Origin of the sequence: Shinella sp. WSC3-e, from assembly GCF_945994535.1 — a bacterium.
Classification (GTDB): Bacteria; Pseudomonadota; Alphaproteobacteria; order Rhizobiales; family Rhizobiaceae; genus Shinella; species Shinella yambaruensis.
Genome location: NZ_OZ000533.1, coordinates 116,632 through 140,998, shown reverse-complemented (window position 1 = coordinate 140,998; position 24,367 = coordinate 116,632). Strand labels below are relative to the sequence as shown.

Here is a 24,367-nt window from a genome sequence, read left to right as displayed (position 1 = left end):
ATGTCGCATGATAAACTTTCTTCCATGCAGATCCGCCGCCGCACGCTGCTGGCATCGATGGCCGCGGCGGGTGCGTCCGCAGGTCTTTCGACGCTCGGCGTCAGCCGTGCCTTTGCCCAGGAGCCCGAAAAGCCGGCCGAAATCATCGTCCGCGCCTGGGGTGGCAGTTGGGTGGACGCGCTGAAGGCGGGCGTTTCCGACAGCTTCACCAAGGCAACCGGCATTGCGGTTCGCCATGACCTGACCGAAGACAACGAGATCCAGCCGAAAGTGTGGGCGGCCGTCGCCCAGAAGCGCGTGCCGCCGATCCATGTGAACTGGGACACGACCACCAACGCCACCAAGTCGGCGCTGCGCGGCGTGACGGAGGATCTGTCGGACCTGCCGAACCTCAAGGGCACCACCGAGCTTGCCAAGCCCGTCGGGCTCGACGGCTATCCGATCGTCAACACCTACGGCTATGTCTACGTGCTGGCCTATCGCCCTTCGGCGTTCCCGAACGGTGCGCCGAAGTCCTGGAAGGACCTGCTCGATCCCAAGCTCAAGGGCCGCATCGCGCTCTATAACGACGGCATCGGCTTCCACTTCCCAGCCCAGGTCGCCGGCGGCGGCAAGCTGGAGGATATCCCCGGCAACATGCAGCCGGCCTGGGATTTCATCTCGAAGATCAAGGAGCAGCAGCCGCTGCTCGGCGAGGACCCGGATTTCACCACCTGGTTCCAGAAGGGTGAGATCGACGCCGCCTGCACCATCTCCACCAATGCGCGCGAAGCCAAGAAGAACGGCATCGAGCTGGCCTGGGTGGTGCCGGAGGAGGGCGCGAAGTTCGATACGGACGGCCTGTGGATCCCGAAGGGCCTGCCGGAAAACGAACTCTACTGGGCCAAGCAGTACATCAACCATGCGCTGACCAAGGAAGCCCAGCAGGTCTGGCTCGACGGTCTCGGCCTGCCCGGTGTCGTGCCCGGTCTTACCCCTCCGGCCGACCTCGTTGACGATCCGTCCTATCCGGTGACGGAAGAGGCCTTCAAGCACCTCATCCGCATCTCGTCCAAGGTGCAGGTCGAAAACGAGAGCCAGTGGTTCGCCAAGTTCAAGGAAATCATGCAGGGCTGAGGCCCTGCCTGCCCGCCGCGGCATTTTGGCGGCGGGCCGTCTCCTTTCGTTAAGAGGATCGGTTCATGCGCGCTCCCCGTGCCGCATATCCCGTGACATGGCGTGTCATGGATATGCTCGAACGCCTTGCGGCGGCCGTCTGGCTATCGAGTTTCCAGCGGGGCTTGCCCTATCTCATGCTCTTGCCAGCGGTCGTTCTGGTGGGGCTTTTGGTGCTCGGCCTCGTGCAGATCGGTGATACCAGCCTGAGGGTGCTCGATACCAACACGTTCCTGATGTCGGAGGACTACACGCTCGCCAATTACCAGCGCGTGCTGACGGAGAATTTCTTCGCGACGGTCGCCGGCCGCAGCCTGATGGGCTCGCTGATCGTCACCGCAGTAACGCTGCTCTTCGCCTTCCCCTATGCCTACCTAATGGTGCGAACGCCCTCTTCGGCGCTGCGCAAGTTCCTGCTGGTCGCCCTGTTCCTGCCGTTCTTCATCGGCCAGGTCGTGCGCGCCTATGGCTGGCTCATCATCCTCGGTAACCAGGGCATGGTCAACGAGGCGCTGGGGCTCGTCGGCGTGCCGCCCATGCGGCTGCTCTACAACTATCCGGCAGTGCTGTTCGGCCTCGTGCAATACATGCTGCCTTTCGCGGTGCTGATGCTGGCTCCGGCGCTGACGGCGATCCCGAACGAGCTGGAGGCCGCGGCCGCCTCGCTCGGCGCCGGCTGGGTGCGCACCTTCCGCCATGTCGTGCTGCCTTTGTCCCGCCCGGGGCTGGTCGGCGCCGGCCTCGTGGTCGTCACGCTGTCGCTCACGGACTTCGCCATCCCCGCCATCCTCGGCGGCGGCACGCAGGATTTCATCGCCAACGCGATCTACGACCAGTTCTTCCGCACCTCCGACCAGGGCCTCGGTGCGACGCTGTCGCTGATGCTCGTCGCCGTCGGCTCCATCCTCGTCGGCGTCGTCTTCATGCTGTTCGGCGCGGGCACGCTCGCCATGGGGGAGACGCGCAAATGACCGGCAGCCGCAGCAAGTCCGTCGTCCTGTGGACCTTCGTCATCGCCGCGCTCCTCATGCTGTCCGCGCCCACCGTCGTGGTGCTCGGCGCCTCGTTCACCGCCGGCAACATCATCACCTTCCCGCCGGACGGGCTGTCGCTGAAATGGTACGGCGCGATTGCGCAGGCGAGCGATCTTAGGCAGGCTTTCGTGCGCTCGCTGATCGTCGCCACGATCTGCACGGTTGTCGCCATTCCCGTCGGCACGCTCGCCGGCATCGCGCTTGCGAAATACCGCGTGCGCTTCGCCCGCTCCATCCAGATCTACCTGCTCTTGCCCTTCACCATTCCCCTGATCGGCTCCGGCATCGGCCTGATGCTGGTGTTCGGCAATGCGGGCGTGCTCGGCAAGCTCTGGCCCGTCGGCATCGCCTGCTGCGTCATCAACCTGCCGTTCATGATCTGGGCCGTGACCGCGAGTGCCAGCAACCTGTCGCCCGACCTGGAACTGGCCGCGGCCAATTGCGGCGCGCCGCCCCTGCAGCGCTTCCTCTACATCACGCTGCCGGCGGTGCTGCCGGGCGTCATCACCGGCTCGCTCCTGATGTTCATCCTCGCGCTCAACGAGTTCCTGGTCAGCCTTCTGCTCGTCGACGCCCGGAGCGTCACGCTGCCGGTGCAGATCTACAATTCCATCCGGTCGATCATCACGCCGGACCTTGCCGCCATCTCGGTGGTCTTCATCGCCTGCGCCGCCTTCGTGATCGCTCTGCTCGATCGTCTGGTCGGCCTCGACATCTTCCTGAAATCGAAATGACCCTTCGGCCCTTGAGGGGTCAGACATCAAGGACAAGACGATGACATCAGTGTCTTTCTACGAGTATTCCAAGCTCAACGCCGAAGAGAAGGCGGCCCTCCTGCGCCGGTCGGAGACCGATATTTCGAGTTTCATCGAGAAGGTCGCGCCGATCCTGGAGGCCGTGCGCACCGAGGGCGACAAGGCGCTGGCGCGTTTCGGCCGCGAGCTCGACAGGGCCGCCGTGACCGAGGCCAACCTCAAGGTCACCGAAGCGGAATTCGACGCGGCCTTCAAGCTGGTCGATGCGAGCGTCGTCGAATCGATCCAGTTCGGCATCGACAACATCCGCACCTTCCATGAGGAGCAGAAGCCGGAAGCCATGTGGCTGAAGGAGATCCGGCCCGGTGCCTTTGCCGGCGACCGCTTCACGCCCATCCGGTCGGTGGCGCTCTACGTGCCGCGCGGCAAGGGCTCCTTCCCGTCGGTGACGATGATGACCTCCGTCCCCGCGGTCGTTGCCGGCGTGCCGAACCTTGCCATCGTCACGCCGCCGGCGCCGGATGGCTCCGTCGATGCCGCGACGCTGGTCGCCGCGCGCCTCGCCGGCGTGGAGACCGTCTACAAGGTCGGCGGCGCGCAGGCGGTGGCGGCGGTCGCCTATGGCACCGAGACCGTCAAACCGGCGCTGAAGATCGTCGGGCCGGGCAGTCCATGGGTGGTCGCGGCCAAGCGCTCGCTGGCCGGCGTCATCGATACCGGCCTTCCGGCCGGCCCCTCCGAGGTGATGATCCTTGCCGACGAAACAGTGCATGGAGGCCTCGCCGCGCTCGACCTCCTGATCGAGGCCGAGCACGGTCCGGATTCCTCGGCCTATCTCGTCACCCACAGCCGCCGCGTCGCGGAAGAAGCGCTTGCCGCCCTGCCGGACCACTGGTCGCGCATGTCGGAGCAGCGCGTCGCCTTCTCCAAGGCTGTGCTCACCGGCAGGACGGGCGGCATCGTACTGACGAGCTCGATCGAGGAGAGCTACGCTTTCGTCAACGCCTATGCGCCGGAGCATCTCGAGCTTCTCTCGGAAGACCCCTTCATCCATCTCGGCCATATCACCGAGGCATCGGAAATCCTGATGGGCACGCATACGCCGGTGAGCATCGCCAATTTCTCGCTCGGGCCGAACGCCGTCCTGCCGACGAGCCGCTGGGCCCGCACCTTCGGTCCGCTCTCCGTCACCGACTTCGTCAAGCGCAGCTCGATCGGCTACGTCACCGCGCCGGCCTATCCGGAATTCGCCCGGCACTCGCACAATCTGGCGGTTTACGAGGGCTTCTCGTCCCATGCGCTGGCCGTGTCGCCGCTGCGCCAGACCTACCTGAAGAAGGGCGGCTGAGACCATGAAGGCGGTGCGGCTCCACGATGCGAAGGACCTGCGGGTGGAGGCGGTGGCCCCGCTCTCCGCGCCGCCCGCCGGCTTCGTCAATCTCGCTGTCAGAGCCGCCGGCATCTGCGGCTCCGACCTTCACAACTACCGCACCGGCCAGTGGATCACCCGCCGGCCCTCGACGGCGGGGCATGAATTCTGCGGCCGCGTGACGGCGGTCGGCGAGGGCGTTAGCCATGTCGCCGTCGGGGATGTGGTCTGTGCGGATTCCCGCGTCGGATGCGGCACCTGCGCGGCCTGCCGCAGCGGCCGCGCCAATGTCTGCGAGGCTCTCGGCTTCGTCGGCGAGGTCTGCGACGGCGGTTTTGCCGAGGCGGTGCAACTGCCCGCGCGGCTCGTGTTGCGCCACGATCCGACGCTTTCGCCGCATGTCGCCGCGATGGCCGAACCGCCGGCGGTGGCGCTGCATGCCGTGCGCCGGCTGGCCGCCCCGGCCGGCGAACCGGTGCTCGTCGTCGGCTGCGGCACGATCGGCGGGCTGAGCGCGCTGCTTCTCTCGCGCCTTCATGACGGCCCGCTCCTCCTCGCCGATCTCAACCCAGAGAAGGCTGCGCTGGTGAAGGTTGTTGCGGGCGGCACGGTGGTCGCTCTCGAACGGGAGGCCCTCGATGCGGCGCTTTCCGGCCGGCGCCTGTGCTACGCACTCGACGCGACCGGCAGCATCCGGGCCATTGCGGGGACGCTTGACCTCCTCTCGGGCGGTGGCGCGCTTGCCCTCGTCGGCATCGGCCACGGCAAGCTCGATCTCGACCCCAACCTTCTCGTCGAGCGGGAAATCGCGCTGATCGGTTGCCATGCCTTTGCGGACGAACTGGCCGAGGCGGTCGGACTGCTTCCCGAACTCGCCCCGGCGCTTGAGCAGCTGATCGAGGTCCTGCCGGGGCTCGACGCGGTGCCGGCAGCCTATGAGCGGCTTTTGCGGGGCGAAAGCCGCGCACTGAAGACGATCGTCGCGGTGGCGGACTAGCCGCCGCGTCATTCCGGATGCCGGCCCTGCCTGCCGGTGGAGACAGTGAACCATGAACACGCTTTCGGATTCCGCATCGCCGCTTTACGAGAAGGTCAAGGATTTCGTCCTCGGCAATATCGGCAGCGGCAAATGGAGCCGCAACAGCCGGCTTCCCTCGGAAAACGAGCTTGTCTCCACGCTCGGCGTCTCGCGCATGACCGTGCACCGGGCGTTGCGGGAGCTCACCTCGGAGGGGCACCTGCGCCGCATCCAGGGCGTTGGCACCTTCGTCGCGCCGCCGAAGCCGCAATCGACGCTGATCGAGATCAGCAACATCATCACCGAGATCAAGGCGCGCGGCAGCCGCCACCGGGCCGAGGTGGTCGTGCTCGAGCGCATCAGGCGGCCGGAGCCTGAGCTGCTGCTCGCTTTCGAGTTCGAGACCCTGAGGCCTGTCGATCATTCCGTGGTGATCCATTTCGAGAACGACCTGCCCGTCCAGCTCGAGGAGCGCTATGTCAATCCGGACCTCGTCTCCGGCTATGTCGAGCAGGATTTCAGCGTCGCGGCCACATATGATTACCTCCAGACCGCAACGCCGCTGACCGAGGTCGAACACCTCATCAGCGCGCTGCCGGCGGGCGAGGACAATGCACGCCTCCTGCAGATCCGCCCCGGCGACTGCTGCCTCGTCCTGCACCGCAAGACCTGGACGGGGCAGGTCGTCGCCACCGTCAACACGCTGACCTATGTCGGCAGCCGCTATTCGCTCGGCAGCCGCTACCTGCACGGCAGCAAATGATCCTCGTCCATCCGGAAAGAATGCCATGACCCAGCCCACCAGCCGCACGGCGGAAATCAGGACGCTCGCGAAAGCCGGGGGCGGGGGGGCGGAGCGGCTTCTGGCCGACCTGCTGCGCGATCTCTTCGCGGTCGAGGCACGCAACGTGGCGATCAACCACGACCAGTACAGCCTCAATTCGCTGAACGGTTTCTTCGAGACCGATGATGGCGCCTTCTTCTTCAAGTTCCATCAGGAAGAGGGTGAGGAGGCGATGAGCGGCGAATATTATCGCGCCGACATCCTGGCCAAGGCCGGGCTCCCGGTGGACCAGCCGCTCCTGATGTCGGTGCTGCCGGGCGAGCAGATCCTCGTCTATCGCCGCCGCACCGACCCGCGCTTCTCCGACGTGCTGCGGGCCTTGGACATGACGGACGATGCCGAAGCGCGCGAAAGGGCCGTCGAAGCCGAGCGCGCGCTGAGCGAGGCCGTGCTGAAGGTCTATCTCGACACGCTGCATCCGGTGAGCGCCGCCGAGGTGGCGGCCGAGCCGATCCACCGCCTGTTCTACGAACGCCTGATCGATCCGCCGGCTGGCCTCTATCCGGGCGGGCGGCTTTCGCGATTCTATGTCGGCGAGGACTTCGCCTTTCCCGGCCTCACGCTCGGCTGGGACCGGCTTTCGCGCTGCCGCTTCGTCGTCAATGGCGTCGAATACAAGGATGGTATCGGCGCGCTTTTCGATGCCGCGCACGAGCGGCTTGCCCCGGCGCGTCTTGCGGATGCCGGCGGTGTCGTCGCCCATGGCGATGCCCACAACGCCAACGTCTGGTACGAGCAGCGCGAGGGTTCCGCACGCCTTGCCTTCTTCGACCCGGCCTTTGCCGGCGAGAACATCCCGACGCTTCTTGCCGAGGTGAAGACGACCTTCCACAACATTCTCGCCCATCCCTTCTGGCTGTACGATCCTGCCCTGGCGGCGGAGCGGTACGAGGCCAGCGCGCGTCTTGAGGGGGATCGGCTGCACGTCACGATGGATTTCGAACCGAGCCCGGTCCGGCGGGCGCTGCTGGAGGTGAAGGCCGAGGCCCTGTGGCGTCCCTTGCTGGCGGCCCTGAAGGCACGGGACATGCTGCCTGCCGACTGGCGGCGGGTCGTCCGGCTCGGCCTCTTCCTCTGCCCGACGCTTGTCATGAACCTGCGTGCCGGAGCGACGAGCCACAATCCCGTCTCCTCGCTCATCGGCCTGTCCATCGCGGTGATGGCCGGCAGCGAGCCGGTGGCGGGGGAGGATGCGGTCACCCGCTTCCTCGACGCGATCGACCCCGGCAGGGGCTGAGATGGTCCTGGTCAATATCCACGATTTTCGCGATCTCGCCCGCCGGCGCCTGCCGAAGATCTTCTTCGACTACATCGACGGCGGATCGTTCGAGGAGGAGACCATGCGGGCGAACCGGTCGGATTTCGCCCGGTTCGGCCTGCGCCAGACCGTGCTGGCGGAAGCCGGCCCGCAGGATCTTTCGACCGCCTATCTCGGACGTCGCCATCCCCTGCCGTTCATGCTGGGGCCGGTCGGGTTCCTCGGGCTCTATTCCGGTCGCGGCGAGGAGAAGGCAGTGCGCGCCGCCCATGCCGCGGGCATCCCCTTCTGCCTGTCGACCTTCTCGATCGCCTCGCTCGCCGATCTTCGCGTGGTGACGGGCGGGCCGCTGCATTTCCAGCTCTATGTGCTGGAGGATCGCTCGCTCTCGGAGGAGTTCCTTGCGGCGGCCGAACAGGCCGGCGTCGACACCCTGTTCGTCACGGTCGACACGGCCATTACCGGCATTCGCGAACGGGATGTGCGCAACGGTTTCCGTTCCTTGACACGGGTGACGCCGGGGCTTCTGGCGCGGCTCGCGCTGAAGCCGCGCTGGCTTGCCGATGTGGCGCTCGGCGGCATGCCGTCGGTGCGGGCGATCGAGCACCGTCCGGATTTCGGCCGCGGCGCCCTGGAACAGGCGGCCAACCTGTCGCGTCGCATCGACAAGACCCTGTCCTGGAAGGACATCGCCTGGCTGCGCGAGCGCTGGACCGGAAAACTCGTCGTCAAGGGCGTTCTTGCGCCGGAGGATGCCGTGACCGCACGGACGCTTGGCTGCGACGGGGTGGTGATCTCCAATCACGGCGGCCGCCAGCTCGACGGCGCGTCGAGCACCATCGGCGCGCTTCCGGCGATCCGGGCCGCCGTCGGCCCGGATTTCTGCCTCATGCTGGACGGCGGCATCCGCCGCGGCACTGATATCCTCAAGGCGGTCGGCCTCGGCGCCGATGGCGTGATGCTCGGCCGGGCTTATGCCTACGGCCTTGCGGCGGCAGGCGAGGCCGGCGTCGCCGAGGTGATCGCGATCCTGACACGGGAAATCTCGATCAGCCTCGCCCTGATGGGCATTGCCTCGATCGATGAGCTCAAGGCCGCTGGTGGCGCCGCCGTACGGTGCAAGGGCAACGCGACCTGACCGGGAATGGCAGCGGTCCGCCGGTGGTTTTTCGCTGTTCCGGTTTCCGACATGTTCGAGCGTGCCTGCCATGCCATCAACGGTTGCGTAGACCATGCGCCGGGTCAAACCCACGCGAATCCTCGTCCCGGCGGCTCCTCGATCTCAAGGGTCTGCACCTCTTGAGCCGCTTGGCCGCTGGCGTACTATGGTCGGCGGTTTGGTTCCGGCCGGTTGACCTGATCCCCGAATTCCCTTGAGGTTTCGGGGGGCAGAGCACTCGCGCCGCTGATCCAGGCGACTAGCCTGCATTCAAGAAAGGAGCATTCTCGCGCAGATGGATGACCGTCGGGCCGTCTGCAGTGAAGGCGATCCTTACCGCGGCTTCCAGTTCCTCGAAGCTCTTCGGCTCGGCGGTCTGGCAGCCATAGGCCTCGGCGAGCTTCACGAAATCCGGATTGTGCTGGTTGACGCCGATGGTCGGGATGTCGCGGGCGAGCATGCCGTCGCGGATCTGGGCGAGGCTGTCATTGTTCCACAGGATGATGGCGAGCGGCAGCCTGTTCTCCACCGCCGTGCCGAGTTCCTGAAGCGTGAACTGGAAGCCGCCGTCGCCGACGATGGCGGCGACGGGCGTCTTGGGGCTTGCGATCTTGCCGCCGATCGCCGCGGGCAGGGCATAGCCCAGCGTGCCGAAACCGGCCGGGAAATGCCAGGTGCGCGGCAGGGCGCTGCGATAGAAGGCGTAGCCGGTGTAGGCGAGCTGCGTCATGTCGGTATAGACGACGCCGTCGTCGGGTATGGCGTTGCGCAGGCTGTCGAGCACGCGCACATGCTTCTGTTCGAGCGGCGTCAGCGCGTTGCGTTCGGCGGCGCGCAGTTCGGCGATGGCGTTGGAATTCCTGAAGCCCTCGGCCGGCGCGACCTTTTCGGCGATGGCCGCCAGCGCCAGTTTCGAATCCGCCTCCATGGCGACGTCCACGTCGTAGTCGCGCACCAGCGTCGCCGGGTCGATGTCGATGCGGATCAGCCTGCCGTCCATGGGCAGCGGGCCGTCGAGCCAGATGTCGGGTTCCGCAAGCTCGGTGCCGACGAGCAGCACGGCGTCCGCCTCGCGCACGAAAGCCTGGGTCGCGCCGCGGTCAACCGTCACCTCCAGCGCAAGCGGATGGTCGTCGGGCAGGATGCCCTTGGCCGCGATGGTGGGAACCACCGCCGCGCCGATCTTCTCCGCCAGCGCCTTGACCTCGGCGGCGGCCGAGACCGCGCCGCCGCCGGCAAGGATCACCGGCCGTTTGGCGGCATCGAGGATGGCGGCGGCGGCCTCGACCTGCGCGGCGTCGGGCGCGCGGCGGCGGGCGGTGGTGCGTCGGCTCGCCGGCTTGTCGTCCGGCGCCTTGAAGACATCGAGCGGGATGGAGAGATGGACGGGGCGCGGGCGGCCGCTGTCGAAGAGCGCGAAGGCGCGGGCGATGTATTCGCGCACCTGTTCGGGGCTGCCCGCCGTTTCGGAGAAGGCGGTGAGGGGACGGGTGACGGCGGACTGGTCGGTGATCTCGTGCAGCGTGCCGCGGCCCATGCCGAGATCCTTGTTGGCGGCGACGGAGGTGATGACGAGCATCGGCACGCTGTCGGAATAGGCCTGGCCGATCGGCGTTGCGGCATTGGTGACGCCGGGGCCGGAGATCAGGATGCAGACGCCCGGCTTGCCCGACATTCGGGCATAGCCGTCGGCCATGAAGCCGGCGCCCTGTTCGTGGCGCACGCCGATATGGCGGATTCCGGCGGCCTCCATGCCGCGATAGGCTTCGAGCGTGTGCACGCCCGGCATGCCGAAGACGGTGTCGACGCCATAGGCCTTCAGGATCTGCATCAGGCGGCTGCCGCAGGAAATGGTCTCGTTCATGGCAAGTGTCCGTTCGGAAAATCGATGTCAGGGTTTGGCGGCGTCTTCGAGGCCCATCCAGATCGAGCCGTACTCGTCGGCCACGACCATCAGGCTCGCGCCAAGGTCTTGCGCGAAGGCACGCTCGGCCCGCGACCAGGCGGGCATGATCCAGGGTTTCCCCGCTTTTGCTGCGGCGTCCGCGATCTTTTTGAGATCGGCCTTGTCGGCGTCCGTGTTGCGGTAGGCACCGCGGCCGGAATCGAGCGAGAGGTCGCTTGGGCCGACGAAGAGGCCGTCCACCGTCGGGAGCGCCAGGATTGCCTCGACATCCTGTAGCGCTGCGGCGGATTCGATCATCGGATAGCAGCGGGTCTTGGCGTTCTCGTTGTCGTAATAGTCCGGCTTCACACCGCCGTAGCGGGCGGGGCGGGTGCCGGAAAAGCTGCGCGTGCCGAGCGTCGGGTACTTGGCGGAGGCGGTGACGCGGCGCGCGTGCCCGGCATCGCCGATATGGGGGATGATGACGCTGTCGGCCCCCATGTCGAGCGCCTGCTGGATCGGGATCGCTTCGGGTCCCAGCACCTTGGCGTGCATGGTCATGCCGAGCGCCTTGCCGAGTGCGATAATGCGGTCCATCGCTTCGAGGTCGAAGAGACCGTGCTCGATGTCGAGGACGACATGGCGATAGCCGATGTCATGGGCGATCTCGATCATCGCCTGATGCGGGGTCGAGAGCCAGACGGCGAGATTCTTCAATATGTCAGCCATGGGCGGCTCCATCCTTCTCTTGCCGTTCGGTGATCATGCCGGCGATATCGACGAGATCCTGCAGCTTGGCTCCGGCACGGATGCGGGCCACCCAGGTTCCTTCGTCCTCCTGGTCGGCGAGCGCGATATCCGAAATGCCCGCCACCTCGGCGGGCGGAAGGACGAGGATGCCGCAGTCGTCGGCAAGGACCGCGTCGCCCGGATTGACGGTGACGCCGCCGCAGGAGACCGGAATATTGTAGCCGCCGCCGAGATTGAGCAGCTTCGTGGTGATGGGCGAGACGCCGCGCGCCCAGGTCGGCACGCCGGCCTCGCGGATCGCCGCCGGATCGGTGATCATGCCGTCGACGATGACACCGGCAAGGCCGCGCTCCTTCGCGACCGCCGCCATGAAGCCGCCCCAGGCGGCATGGCGCTCGTCGCCCGCCCGGTCGATCACCAGGATGTCTCCCGGCCGCACCCGGTCCATCGCGTGGTAGAGCAGGGTGGAGTCGGAGCCGGGGATCGACACCGTCTGCGCCGTGCCCGCCACCCGCACGCCGTCGATCAGCGGGCGAAGGTCGTTGCGCATGAAGCGGTCATGCAGGTAGTGGCCGACGGTCGCCGCCTCGACGCGGGCGAAACGGGCGAGGAGGCCGGTATCGAGCTGCGGCGCAGGGTCGGCGATCCGGTAGGATTTGATCGACATGGTGCAGAAAGGTCCTATTGCGTGAGAAGTCTGATGGCGGAGGGCGCGCAGGCGAGCGTGCCCGGCGCGCCGGTTCGCGGCATGGGCTGGCCGTCACCGTTGCGGACGCGGGCGTTAAGGCGTGCGCCGTCGGCGAGCGTCAGGCCGTAGACGGTGTCCGTGCCGATATAGACGGCCTCGCTCACCGCACCGGAAAAGCGGACCCTGCCACCGGCCTCCCCTTCGACGAAATGCAGCGCCTCCGGGCGGATGGCGAGCGTGCACGGATCGCCCGGCTGCAGCGGCAGGGTGCTGGGGAGGTCGAACCGGCCGCCCGCAGCGTCCACGGTAAGCCGGTCGCTGTCATGTGCGATGACGCGCGCATCGATGAGGTTCATGTCGCCGATGAAGCCGGCGGTGAAGCGGTTGGCGGGGCGCTCGTAGATATCGGCCGGTCCTCCGACCTGCTGGACGACGCCGTTGTTCATGACCGCGATGCGGTCCGACATGGTCAGCGCCTCTTCCTGGTCGTGGGTGACGAAGATGAAGGTGATGCCCAGCTTGCGCTGCATCTCCTTCACCTCCATCTGCATCTCCCGTCGCAGCTTCAGATCGAGTGCACCGAAGGGCTCGTCGAGCAGCAGCACGGAGGGGCGGTTGATCAGCGCGCGGGCGAGCGCCACCCGCTGCTGCTGGCCGCCGGAAAGCGCCGAAGGCTTGCGGTCGATGGCGTGGGCCATGTGCACGCTTTCGAGCGCGGCCTTGACGCGCTGGCGGATCTCGTCCTTCGCGACACCCTTCACCGAGAGGCCAAAGCCGACATTCTCGCCGACATTCAGGTGCGGGAAGAGCGCATAGCTCTGGAACACGGTGTTGACGTTGCGCTGGTGGGCCGGAACGCCGGTCACCTCCTTGCCATCCAAAAGCAGGCGCCCGGACGTGGGCTCCTCGAAGCCGGCGATCATGCGCAGCGTCGTCGTCTTGCCGCAGCCGGAGGGGCCGAGGAAGGTGAAGAACTCGCCCGCCCTGATGGCGAGGCTCATCCGGTCGACCGCATAGGTCGTTTCGCCGCCGGCGGAGCCGAAGGCCTTGCGGATATCGATCAGCTCGATGGCGGCGCGGCTTGCGCCGGCCGTCTCTGTCATGGTGTCAGGCGGCATATCATTCGCAGCTCATGAGGGAAGAAGGGGCGGCCGGAGGTCCGCATCCGGCCGCCGGCGCGTTACTGGGCGGTCTTCACCTTGGTCCAGCCGTCCTGGTAGAGTTTCGTCGCGTCGCCCACATCGAGGATGAAGTCCGCTTTCATCAGCTTGTCTTCCGGCGGATAGATGGCGGTGTTCTCCACCACTTCCTTCGGCAACAGCTCCTTGGCCTTGTCGATCACGGTCGCCGACTTGGAGAGATTCGCGGCCTTTGCGGCGACCTCGGGGCGCATGATGTAGTCGATGAACCTGTAGGCTTCCTCGACATTCTTCGCCGATTTCGGAATGGCGAAGCCGTCGATCCACATCGAGCCGCCCTCATCCGGCACGACATATTTGACCTTGGGATTGGTCGCCATCACCTGGGCGATGTTGCCGTTCCAGCCCTGCACGATGCAGGCCTCGCCCGAGGCGACGAGGTCGCCGAAATTGGTGCTGTTGTAGCCGCCGAGCACCTTCTTCTGCTCGATCAGCGACTGCGTCGCCTTCTCGATTTCCGCCGGCGTGGTGGTGCCGGCCTTGAAGCCGTTCACCTGGAGACCGGCGATATAGGCCGCCAGCATGTTGTCGAGCATGTAGATGCGGCCTTCATACTGCGGGTCCCACAGTGCCTTCCAGCTCGTCGGCGGGGTCTTCACGCAGTCCTCGTTGTAGGCGAAGCCGGTCGTGCCCCAGATATAGGGCACGGACCATTTCTGGCCGGGATCGTAAGAGACTTCCTTGAACGGCGCGCCGAGATTGCCGAGGTTCGGGATCTTCGCGTGGTCGAGTTCTTGCAGCAGGCCCTGCTTGGCGAGCACCTGCACGGTGTACTGGCTCGGCTCGATGAGGTCGTAGCCGCTCGCGCCGGCCGAGAGCTTGGCCATCATCGTCTCGTTGGAATCGTAGGTGTCGAAGGTCACGGTGATGCCGGTCTCCTTCGCAAAGTCGTCGACGATTTCCTGCGGCACTTCGCCGGACCAGGCGTAGATGTTGAGTTCGGCGGCCGAGGCTCCCGATGCGAAGGCGATCAGGCTGACCGATGTAAGCAGGCTTCTCCAGTTTTTCATTGTCGCATTCCCCATTTTGGTTGGTGGTTATGATTGTTTGCGGATCGTCTTGAGATAGCGGCCCATGACGACCAGGATGACGATGACGTTGACGGCGATCAGCATGGCGCCGAGCGCGTTGATCTTCGGCGTGAGGCCGGTCTTCAGCATGGCGTAGATCTGGATCGGCAGCGGCGTGGAACCGACCCCGGAGACGAAGGTCGAGACGACGAAATTGTCGAAGGAGATCACCGCGCAGAGCAGGAAGGCCGAGAGGATGGCGGGCGCAAGGAGCGGCAGCGTCACCCGCAGGAAGGCCTGGCTGCCGTTGGCGCCGAGGTCGGCGGCGGCTTCATCGAGGCGGGGATCGAGGCCGGAGGCCGCGGCGCGCACGATGAGGAAGCTGAAGGGGATCGACACCAGCACATGGCCGGCGATCAGCGTGCCGTAGCCGAGCGGAATGCCGGTCCAGACGGTCGCGACGAGCAGGCCGACGGCGAGCACGATTTCCGGCAGCACGAGCGGGGCGATGACCAGCGTGGAGAACAGGCTTTTGCCGGCGAAGGGCCGCTTAACAACGGCGAGTGCCGCGCTTGCGCCGATGACGGTCGCAAGCGCCGCCGAGGCGATCGCGACGATGACGCTCACCTGCAAGCCGGCCCGGAGGCTGCGGTCGCGCAGCGCTTCCGTAAACCAGGCGAGCGAGAAGCCCTCCCAGACCACCGTCGAGCGGCCGGCGTTGAAGGCGTAGACCACCAGCACGATGAGCGGCGCGAAGAGGAAGATATAGCCGACGACCGTGGCGGCGGGAACGTAGAGGGCGAGCACCTTCCTCATGCCCGTGCCTCCTCGACCGAGCGTAGCACGCGCATGTAGCAGACGATGATGACCGAGGAGATGGCGAGCAGCACCACGGAGACGGCAGCGCCGAGCGGGATGTTGCGGAAGTCGAGAAAGAGCTGGACGATGAGGTTGCCGAGGATGATGCTCTTGCCGCCGCCGAGCAGGACGGGGATGGCGTAGACGCCCATGGCCGGCACGAAGACGAAGAGGATCGCCGCCATGACGCCGGGCAGCGACAGGGGGAAGGTGACGCGCCAGAAGGATTGCAGCGGCGTCGCGCCGAGATCGTCGGCGGCTTCCAGAAGGCGTTTGTCGAGGCCGTTCAGCGCGGCGTGGATCGGCAGGACCGTCGTCGGCAGGAAGGCGTAGAGCATGCCGACCAGCACGGCGGGATAGGTGCCGATCATACGGATCGGCTGTTCGATCAGGCCGAGGCCGAGAAGCGCGCTGTTGATCGTGCCGCCGCGGCCGAGCAGAACCATCCAGGCCGACATGCGCACGATGAAATCGATCCAGAACGGGATGAGGAGCAACGCGAGCAGGAGGCCGGCATAGCGCCCGGCGCGCAACGCGATGAAATAGGCGATCGGATAGCCGACCAGCAGGCAGACGATGGTCGAGACCGCCGCAAGCTGGAGCGAATTCGTGAAGATCGGCAGGTAGATCGTCTGGAAGAGCTCGCGGTAGCTCGTCAATGTGAAGCCGAACCTGGCGCCGCCATAGGTATCCTGCTCGGCGAAGGAAAAGGCGATGACGATCAGGATCGGGATGACCAGGAGAAGGACCGCGCTGAGGAGGGACGGGGCGAGAAGCGCCAGCGTCACGAGGTTGCCTCGGCGCGCGGCGGTCATTTCCCCACCTCCACGCGGTTGTGGCGGACCGGCTCCACCGGCCGGATGAGGTTGGTCGCGCTGACGGAAAGGTGCGCCCGCATCGCCGCTTCGGCCCTGTCGGGATCGCGGCTCGCAAGCGCTTCGTGGATCACCACCATGTCCTTCAGATCCTCGAAGAGCAGCGCCACCGGCATGCGCGACACGTAAAGGCTGCGGACCGAAAGGGCGTAGAGACGCGTCAGCGCCTGCGCGAGATAGGCATTGCCGGAGGCCTCGGCGATCAGCTTGTGCATCTCCTCGTCGATGCCGAGATGCCATTCGATCTCCATGCGGCGTGCCTCGACGCCCGCGCGTGCTTCCTCGATAAGCGCGGCGAGGCGATCGAGCTGGACGTCGCTGATGCGCGTCGCCGCCAGCCGCGCGGCCCAGACTTCTGCCTGGAGGCGGAACTCCTGGAGCTGGAAGAAATCGGTGGCCGACGTGGAGGAAACGAAATAGCCGCGCTGGGGAACCGCAAGCAGCAGGTCCTCCTGCGCCAGCCGTTGCAGCGCTTCCCGCAGCGGTGTCCGGCCGACGGCGAGCTGCTCCATGCATTCCTTCTCGTCGATCGGCGAACCCGGGAGCAGATCCGCCTTGATGATGGCGTTGCGCAGGCCGTGATAGGCGACGTCGCTGAGACGCATCCTGCCGGCGGAGAAGGGTTTCAAAGGGTGCTCCCTCATAAAATATATTTTTAGGATATATTTGAGATATCGATTGTCAATGGGAATCTGACGATCGTATTCCATGTCTGCCCCGTCGTCCTTCCGACCTCATTGCCGCTGCAGCAGCAAAGGATAACGCCCTTGCGATCCGGAGCGGTCGCATCGTTTGCACATGATCACGGAAGGTCATCTCCAGTATGTCGGTGCGGAATACTAGAAGCACCAGATAGTCTGATAATTCGCTCAACGACTTTGCTAGGAAGGAGCCAGCACGAAAGTTCGAGGATGGAGTTATGGAGCGGCCGATGAGTGAGATCGAGTATGACGTTGTGATTGTTGGAGGAGGCAACGCAGCGCTGTGCGCAGCCTTGTCGGCGCGGGAGAATGGCGCCGGCAGCGTGCTCGTTCTTGAGCGGGCTTCGGAGGAGGAGCGTGGCGGGAACAGTTCCTATACCGAAGGCCTGATGCGCTTTGCCTATACGGGCTCGGACGACATCCGGGCCCTCTCCCCCGATCTCACGCCCGAGGAAATGGACAGCGATTTCGGCAGCTATACGGAGGACATGTTCTTCGACGACATGGCGCGCATCACGCACAACCGTACCGACCCCGATCTCTGCGAGATTCTCGTCCGCCAGAGCAATGCCACGATGCACTGGATGGTGAAGCAGGGGGTGAAGTTCTATCCGCAGTTCGGCCGCCAGTCCTTCAAGGTCGATGGAAAGTTCAAGTTCTGGGGCGGCGCGACGCTTGCGGCCTGGGGCGGCGGGCAGGGGCTTGTCGACTCGCTCTACGCGGCTGTGAAGAAGGCGGGCATCGACGTGCGCTACAATGCGTGGGCCCGCGAGCTCATCAGCTCGGATGCCGGCGTCGAGGGCGTTGTCGTCAAGCTGGACGGCGTGACGCAACAGGTTCGGGCGAAGTCGGTGGTGCTGGCCTGCGGCGGTTTCGAGGCGAACAGTGAATGGCGCACCAAGTATCTCGGCCCGGGCTGGGACCTCGCCAAGGTGCGGGGCAGCAAGTTCAACACCGGCGACGGGCTCGACATGGCGCTGAAGGTCGGCGCACAGCCCAAGGGCAACTGGTCCGGCTGCCATGCCGTCGGCTGGGAGCGCTATGCCGAGGACTTCGGCGACCTCTCCGTCACCGGTGACTATGAGCGCGACAGCTATCCCTGGTCGATCATGGTGAATGCGGCCGGCAAGCGGTTCCTGGACGAGGGTGCGGATATCCGCAACTACACCTATGCGAAATACGGCAAGGTCATTCTCGAACAGCCCGGCCAGTTCGCCTGGCAGATCTTCGACTCGACCGTCGTTCATCTCCTGCGGCCGGAATACAAGACCCGCCGCGTGACCCGCGTGGTCGCCGATACGCTGGAGGAGCTGGTCGACAGGATGGGAGATGTCGACCGGGAGACCTTCCTCAAGACGGTGCGCGACTACAATGCGTCGATCACGCGCGACGTGCCCTTCGACCCCACCGTGAAGGACGGGCGGCGCACCGAAGGCCTGGACATTCCCAAGTCCAACTGGGCGAACCCCATCGAGACCGGCCCGTTCGAAGCCTATGCCGTGACCTGCGGCATCACCTTCACCTTCGGCGGGTTGCGCATCTCCACCGACGCACAGGCGATCGACGGTGGCGAACGGCCGATCCCCGGCCTCTATGTGGCTGGCGAACTGGTCGGGGGCCTCTTCTACTTCAACTATCCGGGTGCGACGGGCCTCATGAGTGGCGCGGTCTTCGGCCGCATCGCGGGGCGCAACGCCGCCATCGCGGCGCGGGCGACCAGGGAAAGCGTCAGGACGGCGAAGGTATCGGCCATGTAGTTCCGGCGCTGGCCCGCTGGCAAGGACTTATAAAGGGAGGACTGTGGTGACCGCTTCAAAGGGCACGACGAGGGTTGGTTTCGTCGGCATCGGAAACATGGGCCGGCCTATGGCGGCCAATCAGATTGCCGGCGGCTGGCAGGTTACGATCTATGACGTGGATCGTGAGAAGGCGGACGCTTTCGCCACGGAGCACGGATGCGGCAGCGCCCGCTCGCTCGCCGAGCTTGGCGAGCGATCGGATGTGGTGGTGCTGATGCTGCCGGACGGCAGGATCGTGCGCAACGTCGCGCTCGGCGACGGTGCCGGGAGCGACTGTCTGGTGCGGGGCATGCGGGCGGACACGGCGATCGTCGACATGAGCTCGTCCGCACCGGTGGGCACGCGCGCACTCGGAGAGGATCTCGGTGTGTTCGGAATCGGCCTGCTCGACGCGCCCGTCTCCGGGGGCATGAAGGGCGCCATCGCTGCGACGCTGTCGATCATGGTGGGTGGCGACCGCGCGCTGGCCGACCGCCTCGATCCGCTTCTTGCGACCATGGGAAAGCGTTTCCACATCGGGCCGCTGGGTTCGGGTCACGCGATCAAGGTCCTCAACAACTACGTTTCGGCCGCCGGTCTGGCGGCGGTGGCCGAAGCGCTCCTCGTCGCAGAACGCTTCGGCATCGATGGCGAGGTCGTCATCGATGTGCTCAACGCCTCGACCGGGCGAAACAACAGCACCGAGAACAAGTTCAAGCAGTACGTTCTCAACCATGCCTATGATTCCGGCTTCGCGCTTGAACTGATGGTCAAGGACCTCAAGCTGGCCATGGACGTGGCCGACGCCTGCGAGGTTCCCGCCACCCTCGGCCGTGCCTGCCTTGACCTGTGGGAGGAAGCGCGCGCCTGGAACGGACCCAATGCCGATCATACGGAATTCGCGCGCTTCGTTGCGGAAAGTGCGACGACCGCGAATCTGGCCAGGGCAAGCCGATGAGCCACGATCTGAAAAACCGATTGAAGGGCGGCGGAACGGTCGCGGTCTGTAACACGGATTTTCCGACCCCGCGCCTCGTTGAGTTCGTCGGCGGCCTCGGCTTCGATGCGGTTTTCATCGATTGCGAACATGCCGGCACGGACTTCCAGGCGGTTGAGGATCTGGCCCGGGCGGCGCGCGCATCGGGAATGGCGTCCATCGTGCGCCCCTGGTCCCATGAGATCGGGTTGATCAACCGATACCTGAGCTGTGGCGTCGATGGCATCCAGGCGCCGCATGTGGATACGCCCGCCGGACTGGCGGCAATCGCCCGTGGCATCACGCAATGGGAAGGCGACCACGGCAAGACGCTGCTCGTGGCGATGATCGAATCGAAAGCCGCCCTCGTCAATTTGCCGAGGATGCTGATGTCCGAGGCCGTCGACGTCTTCTACATCGGCGCGCTGGACCTTGCCCAATCGATGGGCCTCAAGGGGCAGCCCGACCATCCGAAGGTGCGGCAGGCGGTCGAAGATGCCATCGGCACGATAGAGCGGGCCGGACGCGTGGCAGGGATGAATGTTCAGGGCGATCTGCACATGGTCGAGCACTATCGCCGCCTGGGGTTGCGCTGGGTCAACGTTCACGTGAAGGCGTTCGTCGCCGGTCCGGCGCGGGCTTTTCTTGATGGTGTTCGCGAAACGCTCGTGGCGGAGCGGGCCTGAGCGGACGGCATGAAGAACTTTTAAGGGGAGAAGGCCATGTATGGCCATATCTATCATGATTTCCAGCGGGCGCCGTCCGGCTTGATCGACAGGTTCAAGGGTGTGCCGACGTCCACCCTGAGCGATGCGATGGGCCGCCATGGCGCGATGAAGGCCGATATCCGGCCGATCTTCGAGAATATCGCCCTGGTGGGATCCGCCTTCACGGTGCTTTGCTTTCCCGGCGACAACATCATGACGCACAAGGCGGTGCAGATGATGCAGCCGGGCGACGTGCTCGTCATCGATGCCGGCGATTCCGAAAGCGGCTGTTTCGGCCATCGCAGCGCCCTGCAGGTGCGCGGCCGGGGCGGCGTCGGCGTCGTCGCGAGCGGGACGGTGCGCGACGTGGCGCTGCTGCGCCGCGACCGGTTTCCCGTCTTTTCCCGGGGCGTGTCGCCGCGCGCGCCGCAGAAGAACACACCCGGCTCAATCAATGTCCCGGTTGAGGTCGGCGGGGTCATCGTTTCGCCCGGCGATATCGTGGTGGGCGATGACGACGGCATCGCCGTCGTGCCGCGCCTGCTGGCCGAGCAGGTCCTCGCCAGGGCGCTGCAGCGCGAGCGCGCGGAGGCCCTGTCGATGGAGAACGGCACGCTGAACGAACTGCTGCCCGACCCGGCCCACGGCGCGCTCGATATCGACAGGCTTCTCAAGGGCACGGTGTCGGAGCACGCGAAGTGGGCTTCGCCGAACGAGCCGGGTGTATGACGATGACGGGAGAGACCGGAATGCAGGATTTTCAGCACTACATAGACGGCAGGTTCGTCGATCCCGATGGCGACGAATGGCTCGATACGTACAACCCCTTCACCGGTAAGCCCTGGGCACGGGTCGCGCGCGGCAACACTGTGGACGTGGACAGGGCCGTCGAAGCCGCCCACGCGGCCGTGACCGCCGGCCCCTGGGCTTCGAGCACGGCCAGCGAGCGGGGCGCGCTGCTGCGCCGCATCGGCGACCTCGCCGCGCAGCGCGCCGAGCATCTCGCCGCCATCGAGGTGCGCGACAACGGCAAGCTGATGGCCGAGATGCTGGCGCAGATGCGCTACATGCCGAACTGGTACCACTACTACGGCGGGCTCGCCGACAAGGTGGAAGGCTCCGTCATCCCGCTCGATAAACGCGGCTATCTCAACTACACGCGCTACGAGCCGCTCGGCGTCGTGGCGATCATCACGCCGTGGAACTCGCCGCTCATGCTGACGGCGTGGAAGCTGGCGCCGGCGCTCGCGGCCGGCAATGCCGTTGTCATCAAGCCGTCCGAATTCACCTCCGCCTCCGTCCTGGAATTCGTGAAGATCATCGAGGAGGCCGGCGCGCCGGGCGGCCTCGTCAACGTCGTCACGGGCTTCGGCAACGAGGTCGGCACGCCCCTCGTGGAGCATCCGAAGGTCGCCAAGGTCGCCTTCACCGGATCGGACGCGACCGGGAAGCGCATCTATGCCGCGGCAGCGCAGACCATGAAGCATGTGACGATGGAACTCGGCGGGAAATCGCCGAACATCGTATTCGCGGATGCCGATCTGGACGAGGCGGTGAACGGTGCCATCGCGGGTATCTTCGCGGCCACCGGCCAGACCTGTCTCGCAGGCTCCCGCCTCCTGGTGGAGGATTCCATCCACGACGCCTTCCTCGACCGCCTCGTCGAGACGGTAAAGGCGGCCCGCATGGGTGACCCCGCTAAGATGGAGACGCAGGTCGGCCCCGTCACGACCAGGCCGCAATACGAGAAGGTGCTGAACTATATCGACGTCGCCCTCGGCGAGGGGGCGACGCTGGTGATGGGCGGCGAGCCGGGCAGGCGTCCCGAATGCGGCGACGGCTGGTTCGTCGAGCCGACCATCTTCAAGGACGTGCGCAACACGATGCGCATCGCGCAGGAGGAGGTGTTCGGCCCGATCCTCTCCGTCATCCGCTTCAAGGACGAGGCCGATGCCGTGCGGATCGCCAATGACACGATGTACGGGCTTGCGGCCGGGGTCTGGACAAGGGATATCGGCCGGGCGGTGCGCATGACGGAGGCATTGAAGGCCGGCACCGTCTGGGTGAACACCTATCGCGCGACCAGCTACATGTCGCCCTTCGGCGGTTATCGCCAGAGCGGGGTGGGCCGGGAGAACGGTGCGGAGATGATCAAGGAATACCTGCAGGTCAAGAGCGTCTGGATGAACTACGGTGCGCCGTCGGCCAATCCGTTCGTGCAGCGGTGAAGGCGAAAGCGAGTTGAGATCGTCCGTGGCGGCGAAGGCTCGCTGCGGAATGCGGAAAAGGCGCCTGTGACAGCAGCGCCGGGCGGGAGGACGCCCCGGCATCGCGATGTCACGGGACGGGGAGGAAGAATGAAGCTTCACATCACAAAAGATTTCCTGAGCGGCGCCCTTTTCGGCGCGATCGGGCTTGGAACCATCGTGCTGGGGCAGAGCTACGACATGGGAACGGCCGGCAACATGGGCCCCGGCTACTTCCCGGCGATCCTCGGAACCATCATGACGCTCATCGGCCTGACGATGGTCGTCCGCTCGACGCTTCATCCGGAGGCTTCCGAAAGCGTGACGAGCTGGGAAATCCGGCCGCTCGCCTTCATCCTTGCCGCCGTCTTCGTCTTCAGCCTGCTCATCGAGTCGCGCGGTCTCATCGTCGCGGTCGTGGCGCTCGTCCTGATCAGCCGCCTGGCGGGACGGGAGGGCAGCATGCGCGAACTCGCCGTCATGGTTCTTGCGATGACGCTGATCGCGGTGGGCATCTTCGTCTACGGACTGAACATTCCCCTCAAGCTGAGGCCCTGGTGATGGAACTCCTTCAGCATCTTTCGCTGGGTTTCGGTGTCGCCCTGTCGCCGATGAACCTTGCCTATTGCTTCGCCGGCGTGCTGCTCGGCACCTTCATCGGCGTCCTGCCGGGCGTCGGGCCGCTGGTGACGATCGCCGTGCTGTTGCCGCTGACCTTCGGCCTTCCGCCCGAGGGGGCGATGATCATGCTCGCCGGCATCTACTACGGTGCCGCCTATGGCGGCTCGACCACCGCGATCCTGGTCAATCTGCCGGGGGAATCCTCCTCGGCCGTCACCTGCATCGACGGATACCAGATGGCGCGGCAGGGGCGGGCGGGGCCGGCCTTGGCCATCGCCGCCATCGGCTCGGTCGTCGCCGGCTGCATCGGCACGCTGCTCATCGCCTTCGTCGGGCCGCCGCTCGGCGCCGTGGCGCTTAAGTTTGGCGCGGCGGAGTACTTCTCCCTCATGTTCATGGCGCTGATCTGTTCGTCCGCCCTCGTGCGCGGCTCCCTGGTCAAGGGCATGGGCATGGCGTTCTGCGGCGCGGTCTTCGGCCTGGCGGGAACGGACGTCAATTCCGGCATTGACCGCTTCACCTTCGGCATGGACGGCCTTGCCGAGGGCTTCGACTTCGTCGTCGTCGCCGCCGGCCTCTTCGCCTTCTCGGAGATCGTCGTCAATCTCGGCGTCTCGCTGCAGCGCGATGTCCTGACGGCGCGCGTGACCAACCTCATGCCGACGCGGGAGGACCTGAAGGCCTCGTGGAAGCCGATCCTGCGCGGCACCGGCATCGGCTCCATCCTCGGCGTCCTGCCGGGAACGGGGCAGACCATCGCCTCCTTCGCGTCCTACGCGCTCGAAAGGAAGCTCAGCAAGGATCCGTCCCGCTTCGGCAAGGGCGCGATCGAAGGGGTGGCCGGGCCGGAATCGGCCAACAATGCGGCCGCGCAGACGCACTTCATCCCGACGCTGACCCTCGGCATTCCCAGTAGCGCGACCATGGCCCTGCTCCTCGGGGCGCTGATGATCCACGGCATCACGCCCGGACCACAGGTGATGACCTCGCATCCCAGCCTGTTCTGGGGGCTGGTCGCCAGTATGTGGATCGGCAATGTCATGCTCGTCATCCTCAACCTGCCGCTGGTCGGGCTCTGGGTCTCCTTCCTGAAGGTGCCCTATCGCTGGCTCTATCCGCTCATCCTCGTGTTCTCCTGCATCGGCATCTACACGGTCAACATGAGCGCCAGCGACGTCGCCTTCGCCGCCTTCTTCGGGCTGCTCGGCTACATCTTCCTCAAGCTGGACTGCGAGCCGGCGCCGTTCATCCTCGGCTTCCTGCTCGGGCCGATGATCGAGGAGAACTTCCGTCGCGCCCTGCTGCAATCCCACGGAAATCCCGAGGTCTTCGTCACCTCGCCCCTCAGCGCCGTCTTCCTGGCGATCGCGTTCGGCCTCATGGCGCTGATGGTGGTTCCGCTGGTTCGCCAGCAGAAGGACCAGGCGATCGAGGAGGGTTGACGGAAGGCGGCCGGCGTCCTGTGAAAAGCCCCATATTTT

At 65.8% G+C, this 24,367-nt stretch carries 23 protein-coding genes; 15 read left to right on the top strand and 8 right to left on the bottom strand.

The features are described from left to right. The 8 genes from AABF56_RS29345 to AABF56_RS29310 all read left to right on the top strand — a co-directional run bounded on the left by AABF56_RS29345 (window position 1) and on the right by AABF56_RS29310 (window position 8,571). Window positions 1-1,116 (top strand): ABC transporter substrate-binding protein, encoded by a 1,116-nt coding sequence (locus AABF56_RS29345; RefSeq protein ID WP_272808553.1) that lies wholly within the window; start codon window positions 1-3, stop codon window positions 1,114-1,116. Between the two features lie 65 nt (window positions 1,117-1,181). Beyond that, the gene (locus AABF56_RS29340; protein WP_272808554.1) at window positions 1,182-2,126 is read left to right on the top strand and encodes an ABC transporter permease; all 945 of its coding nucleotides are present in this window, start codon (window positions 1,182-1,184) and stop codon (window positions 2,124-2,126) included. Further along, window positions 2,123-2,923 (top strand): ABC transporter permease, encoded by an 801-nt coding sequence (locus AABF56_RS29335; RefSeq protein WP_064333826.1) that lies wholly within the window; start codon window positions 2,123-2,125, stop codon window positions 2,921-2,923. Before AABF56_RS29340 ends, AABF56_RS29335 begins: the two co-directional genes overlap by 4 nt. A gap of 40 nt (window positions 2,924-2,963) precedes the next feature. Then, window positions 2,964-4,292 carry a histidinol dehydrogenase gene (hisD, locus tag AABF56_RS29330; protein WP_272808555.1) on the top strand — a complete coding sequence of 443 codons (1,329 nt, stop codon included), beginning with the start codon at window positions 2,964-2,966 and terminating at the stop codon, window positions 4,290-4,292. A gap of 4 nt (window positions 4,293-4,296) precedes the next feature. Next, window positions 4,297-5,310, top strand: coding sequence for a zinc-dependent alcohol dehydrogenase (locus tag AABF56_RS29325; RefSeq protein ID WP_272808556.1), 1,014 nt, complete (start codon window positions 4,297-4,299; stop codon window positions 5,308-5,310). A 52-nt stretch (window positions 5,311-5,362) separates the two neighbouring features. Further along, entirely contained in the window at window positions 5,363-6,094 is a 732-nt protein-coding gene (hutC, locus tag AABF56_RS29320) for a histidine utilization repressor (RefSeq protein ID WP_272808557.1), read from the top strand. Window positions 6,095-6,119: 25 nt separating this feature from the next. Next, on the top strand, window positions 6,120-7,412 hold the full coding sequence (locus AABF56_RS29315) for a hypothetical protein (RefSeq protein WP_272808558.1): 1,293 nt from the start codon (window positions 6,120-6,122) through the stop codon (window positions 7,410-7,412). A gap of 1 nt (window position 7,413) precedes the next feature. Beyond that, on the top strand, window positions 7,414-8,571 hold the full coding sequence (locus AABF56_RS29310; protein WP_272808559.1) for an alpha-hydroxy acid oxidase: 1,158 nt from the start codon (window positions 7,414-7,416) through the stop codon (window positions 8,569-8,571). A gap of 280 nt (window positions 8,572-8,851) precedes the next feature. On the opposite strand, the gene AABF56_RS29305 is transcribed toward AABF56_RS29310, so the two are convergent. From AABF56_RS29305 to AABF56_RS29270, 8 genes are all read right to left on the bottom strand, one after another. Beyond that, window positions 8,852-10,456 (bottom strand): 5-guanidino-2-oxopentanoate decarboxylase, encoded by a 1,605-nt coding sequence (locus tag AABF56_RS29305; RefSeq protein ID WP_272808560.1) that lies wholly within the window; start codon window positions 10,454-10,456, stop codon window positions 8,852-8,854. A gap of 27 nt (window positions 10,457-10,483) precedes the next feature. Beyond that, the gene (locus AABF56_RS29300) at window positions 10,484-11,206 is read right to left on the bottom strand and encodes an HpcH/HpaI aldolase family protein (protein ID WP_244768587.1); all 723 of its coding nucleotides are present in this window, start codon (window positions 11,204-11,206) and stop codon (window positions 10,484-10,486) included. After that, window positions 11,199-11,894, bottom strand: coding sequence for an RraA family protein (locus tag AABF56_RS29295; RefSeq protein ID WP_272808561.1), 696 nt, complete (start codon window positions 11,892-11,894; stop codon window positions 11,199-11,201). Before AABF56_RS29295 ends, AABF56_RS29300 begins: the two co-directional genes overlap by 8 nt. 14 nt (window positions 11,895-11,908) lie before the next feature. Further along, window positions 11,909-13,018, bottom strand: a complete 1,110-nt coding sequence (locus AABF56_RS29290; RefSeq protein WP_272808562.1) for an ABC transporter ATP-binding protein — start codon at window positions 13,016-13,018, stop codon at window positions 11,909-11,911. 77 nt (window positions 13,019-13,095) lie between these two features. Then, window positions 13,096-14,124, bottom strand: coding sequence for an ABC transporter substrate-binding protein (locus AABF56_RS29285; RefSeq protein WP_272808563.1), 1,029 nt, complete (start codon window positions 14,122-14,124; stop codon window positions 13,096-13,098). 27 nt (window positions 14,125-14,151) lie between these two features. Continuing rightward, entirely contained in the window at window positions 14,152-14,940 is a 789-nt protein-coding gene (locus tag AABF56_RS29280) for an ABC transporter permease (protein ID WP_272808564.1), read from the bottom strand. Then, a complete protein-coding gene (locus AABF56_RS29275; RefSeq protein ID WP_272808565.1) occupies window positions 14,937-15,797 on the bottom strand; it encodes an ABC transporter permease in 861 nt (286 codons plus the stop codon). Before AABF56_RS29275 ends, AABF56_RS29280 begins: the two co-directional genes overlap by 4 nt. Beyond that, entirely contained in the window at window positions 15,794-16,486 is a 693-nt protein-coding gene (locus AABF56_RS29270) for a GntR family transcriptional regulator (protein WP_272808566.1), read from the bottom strand. Before AABF56_RS29270 ends, AABF56_RS29275 begins: the two co-directional genes overlap by 4 nt. A 302-nt stretch (window positions 16,487-16,788) precedes the next feature. Between AABF56_RS29270 and tcuA the strand changes: the two genes are divergently transcribed. From tcuA to AABF56_RS29235, 7 genes are all read left to right on the top strand, one after another. Continuing rightward, complete coding sequence (gene tcuA / locus AABF56_RS29265) at window positions 16,789-18,315, top strand: FAD-dependent tricarballylate dehydrogenase TcuA (protein WP_272808567.1); 1,527 nt, start codon at window positions 16,789-16,791, stop codon at window positions 18,313-18,315. A gap of 46 nt (window positions 18,316-18,361) precedes the next feature. Next, window positions 18,362-19,294: an NAD(P)-dependent oxidoreductase gene (locus AABF56_RS29260; protein WP_272808568.1), complete on the top strand. Its 933-nt coding sequence runs from the start codon at window positions 18,362-18,364 to the stop codon at window positions 19,292-19,294. After that, the gene (locus tag AABF56_RS29255; RefSeq protein ID WP_272808569.1) at window positions 19,291-19,998 is read left to right on the top strand and encodes an HpcH/HpaI aldolase family protein; all 708 of its coding nucleotides are present in this window, start codon (window positions 19,291-19,293) and stop codon (window positions 19,996-19,998) included. Before AABF56_RS29260 ends, AABF56_RS29255 begins: the two co-directional genes overlap by 4 nt. 36 nt (window positions 19,999-20,034) lie before the next feature. After that, window positions 20,035-20,748 (top strand): 4-carboxy-4-hydroxy-2-oxoadipate aldolase/oxaloacetate decarboxylase, encoded by a 714-nt coding sequence (locus tag AABF56_RS29250; protein ID WP_272808570.1) that lies wholly within the window; start codon window positions 20,035-20,037, stop codon window positions 20,746-20,748. Between the two features lie 20 nt (window positions 20,749-20,768). After that, window positions 20,769-22,247, top strand: a complete 1,479-nt coding sequence (locus AABF56_RS29245; RefSeq protein ID WP_272808571.1) for an aldehyde dehydrogenase — start codon at window positions 20,769-20,771, stop codon at window positions 22,245-22,247. 129 nt (window positions 22,248-22,376) lie between these two features. Beyond that, on the top strand, window positions 22,377-22,826 hold the full coding sequence (locus AABF56_RS29240) for a tripartite tricarboxylate transporter TctB family protein (RefSeq protein ID WP_244768599.1): 450 nt from the start codon (window positions 22,377-22,379) through the stop codon (window positions 22,824-22,826). Continuing rightward, on the top strand, window positions 22,826-24,328 hold the full coding sequence (locus tag AABF56_RS29235; RefSeq protein WP_272808767.1) for a tripartite tricarboxylate transporter permease: 1,503 nt from the start codon (window positions 22,826-22,828) through the stop codon (window positions 24,326-24,328). The genes AABF56_RS29240 and AABF56_RS29235 overlap by 1 nt, the downstream gene beginning before the upstream one ends. The last annotated feature ends 39 nt before the right edge of the window (window positions 24,329-24,367 follow it).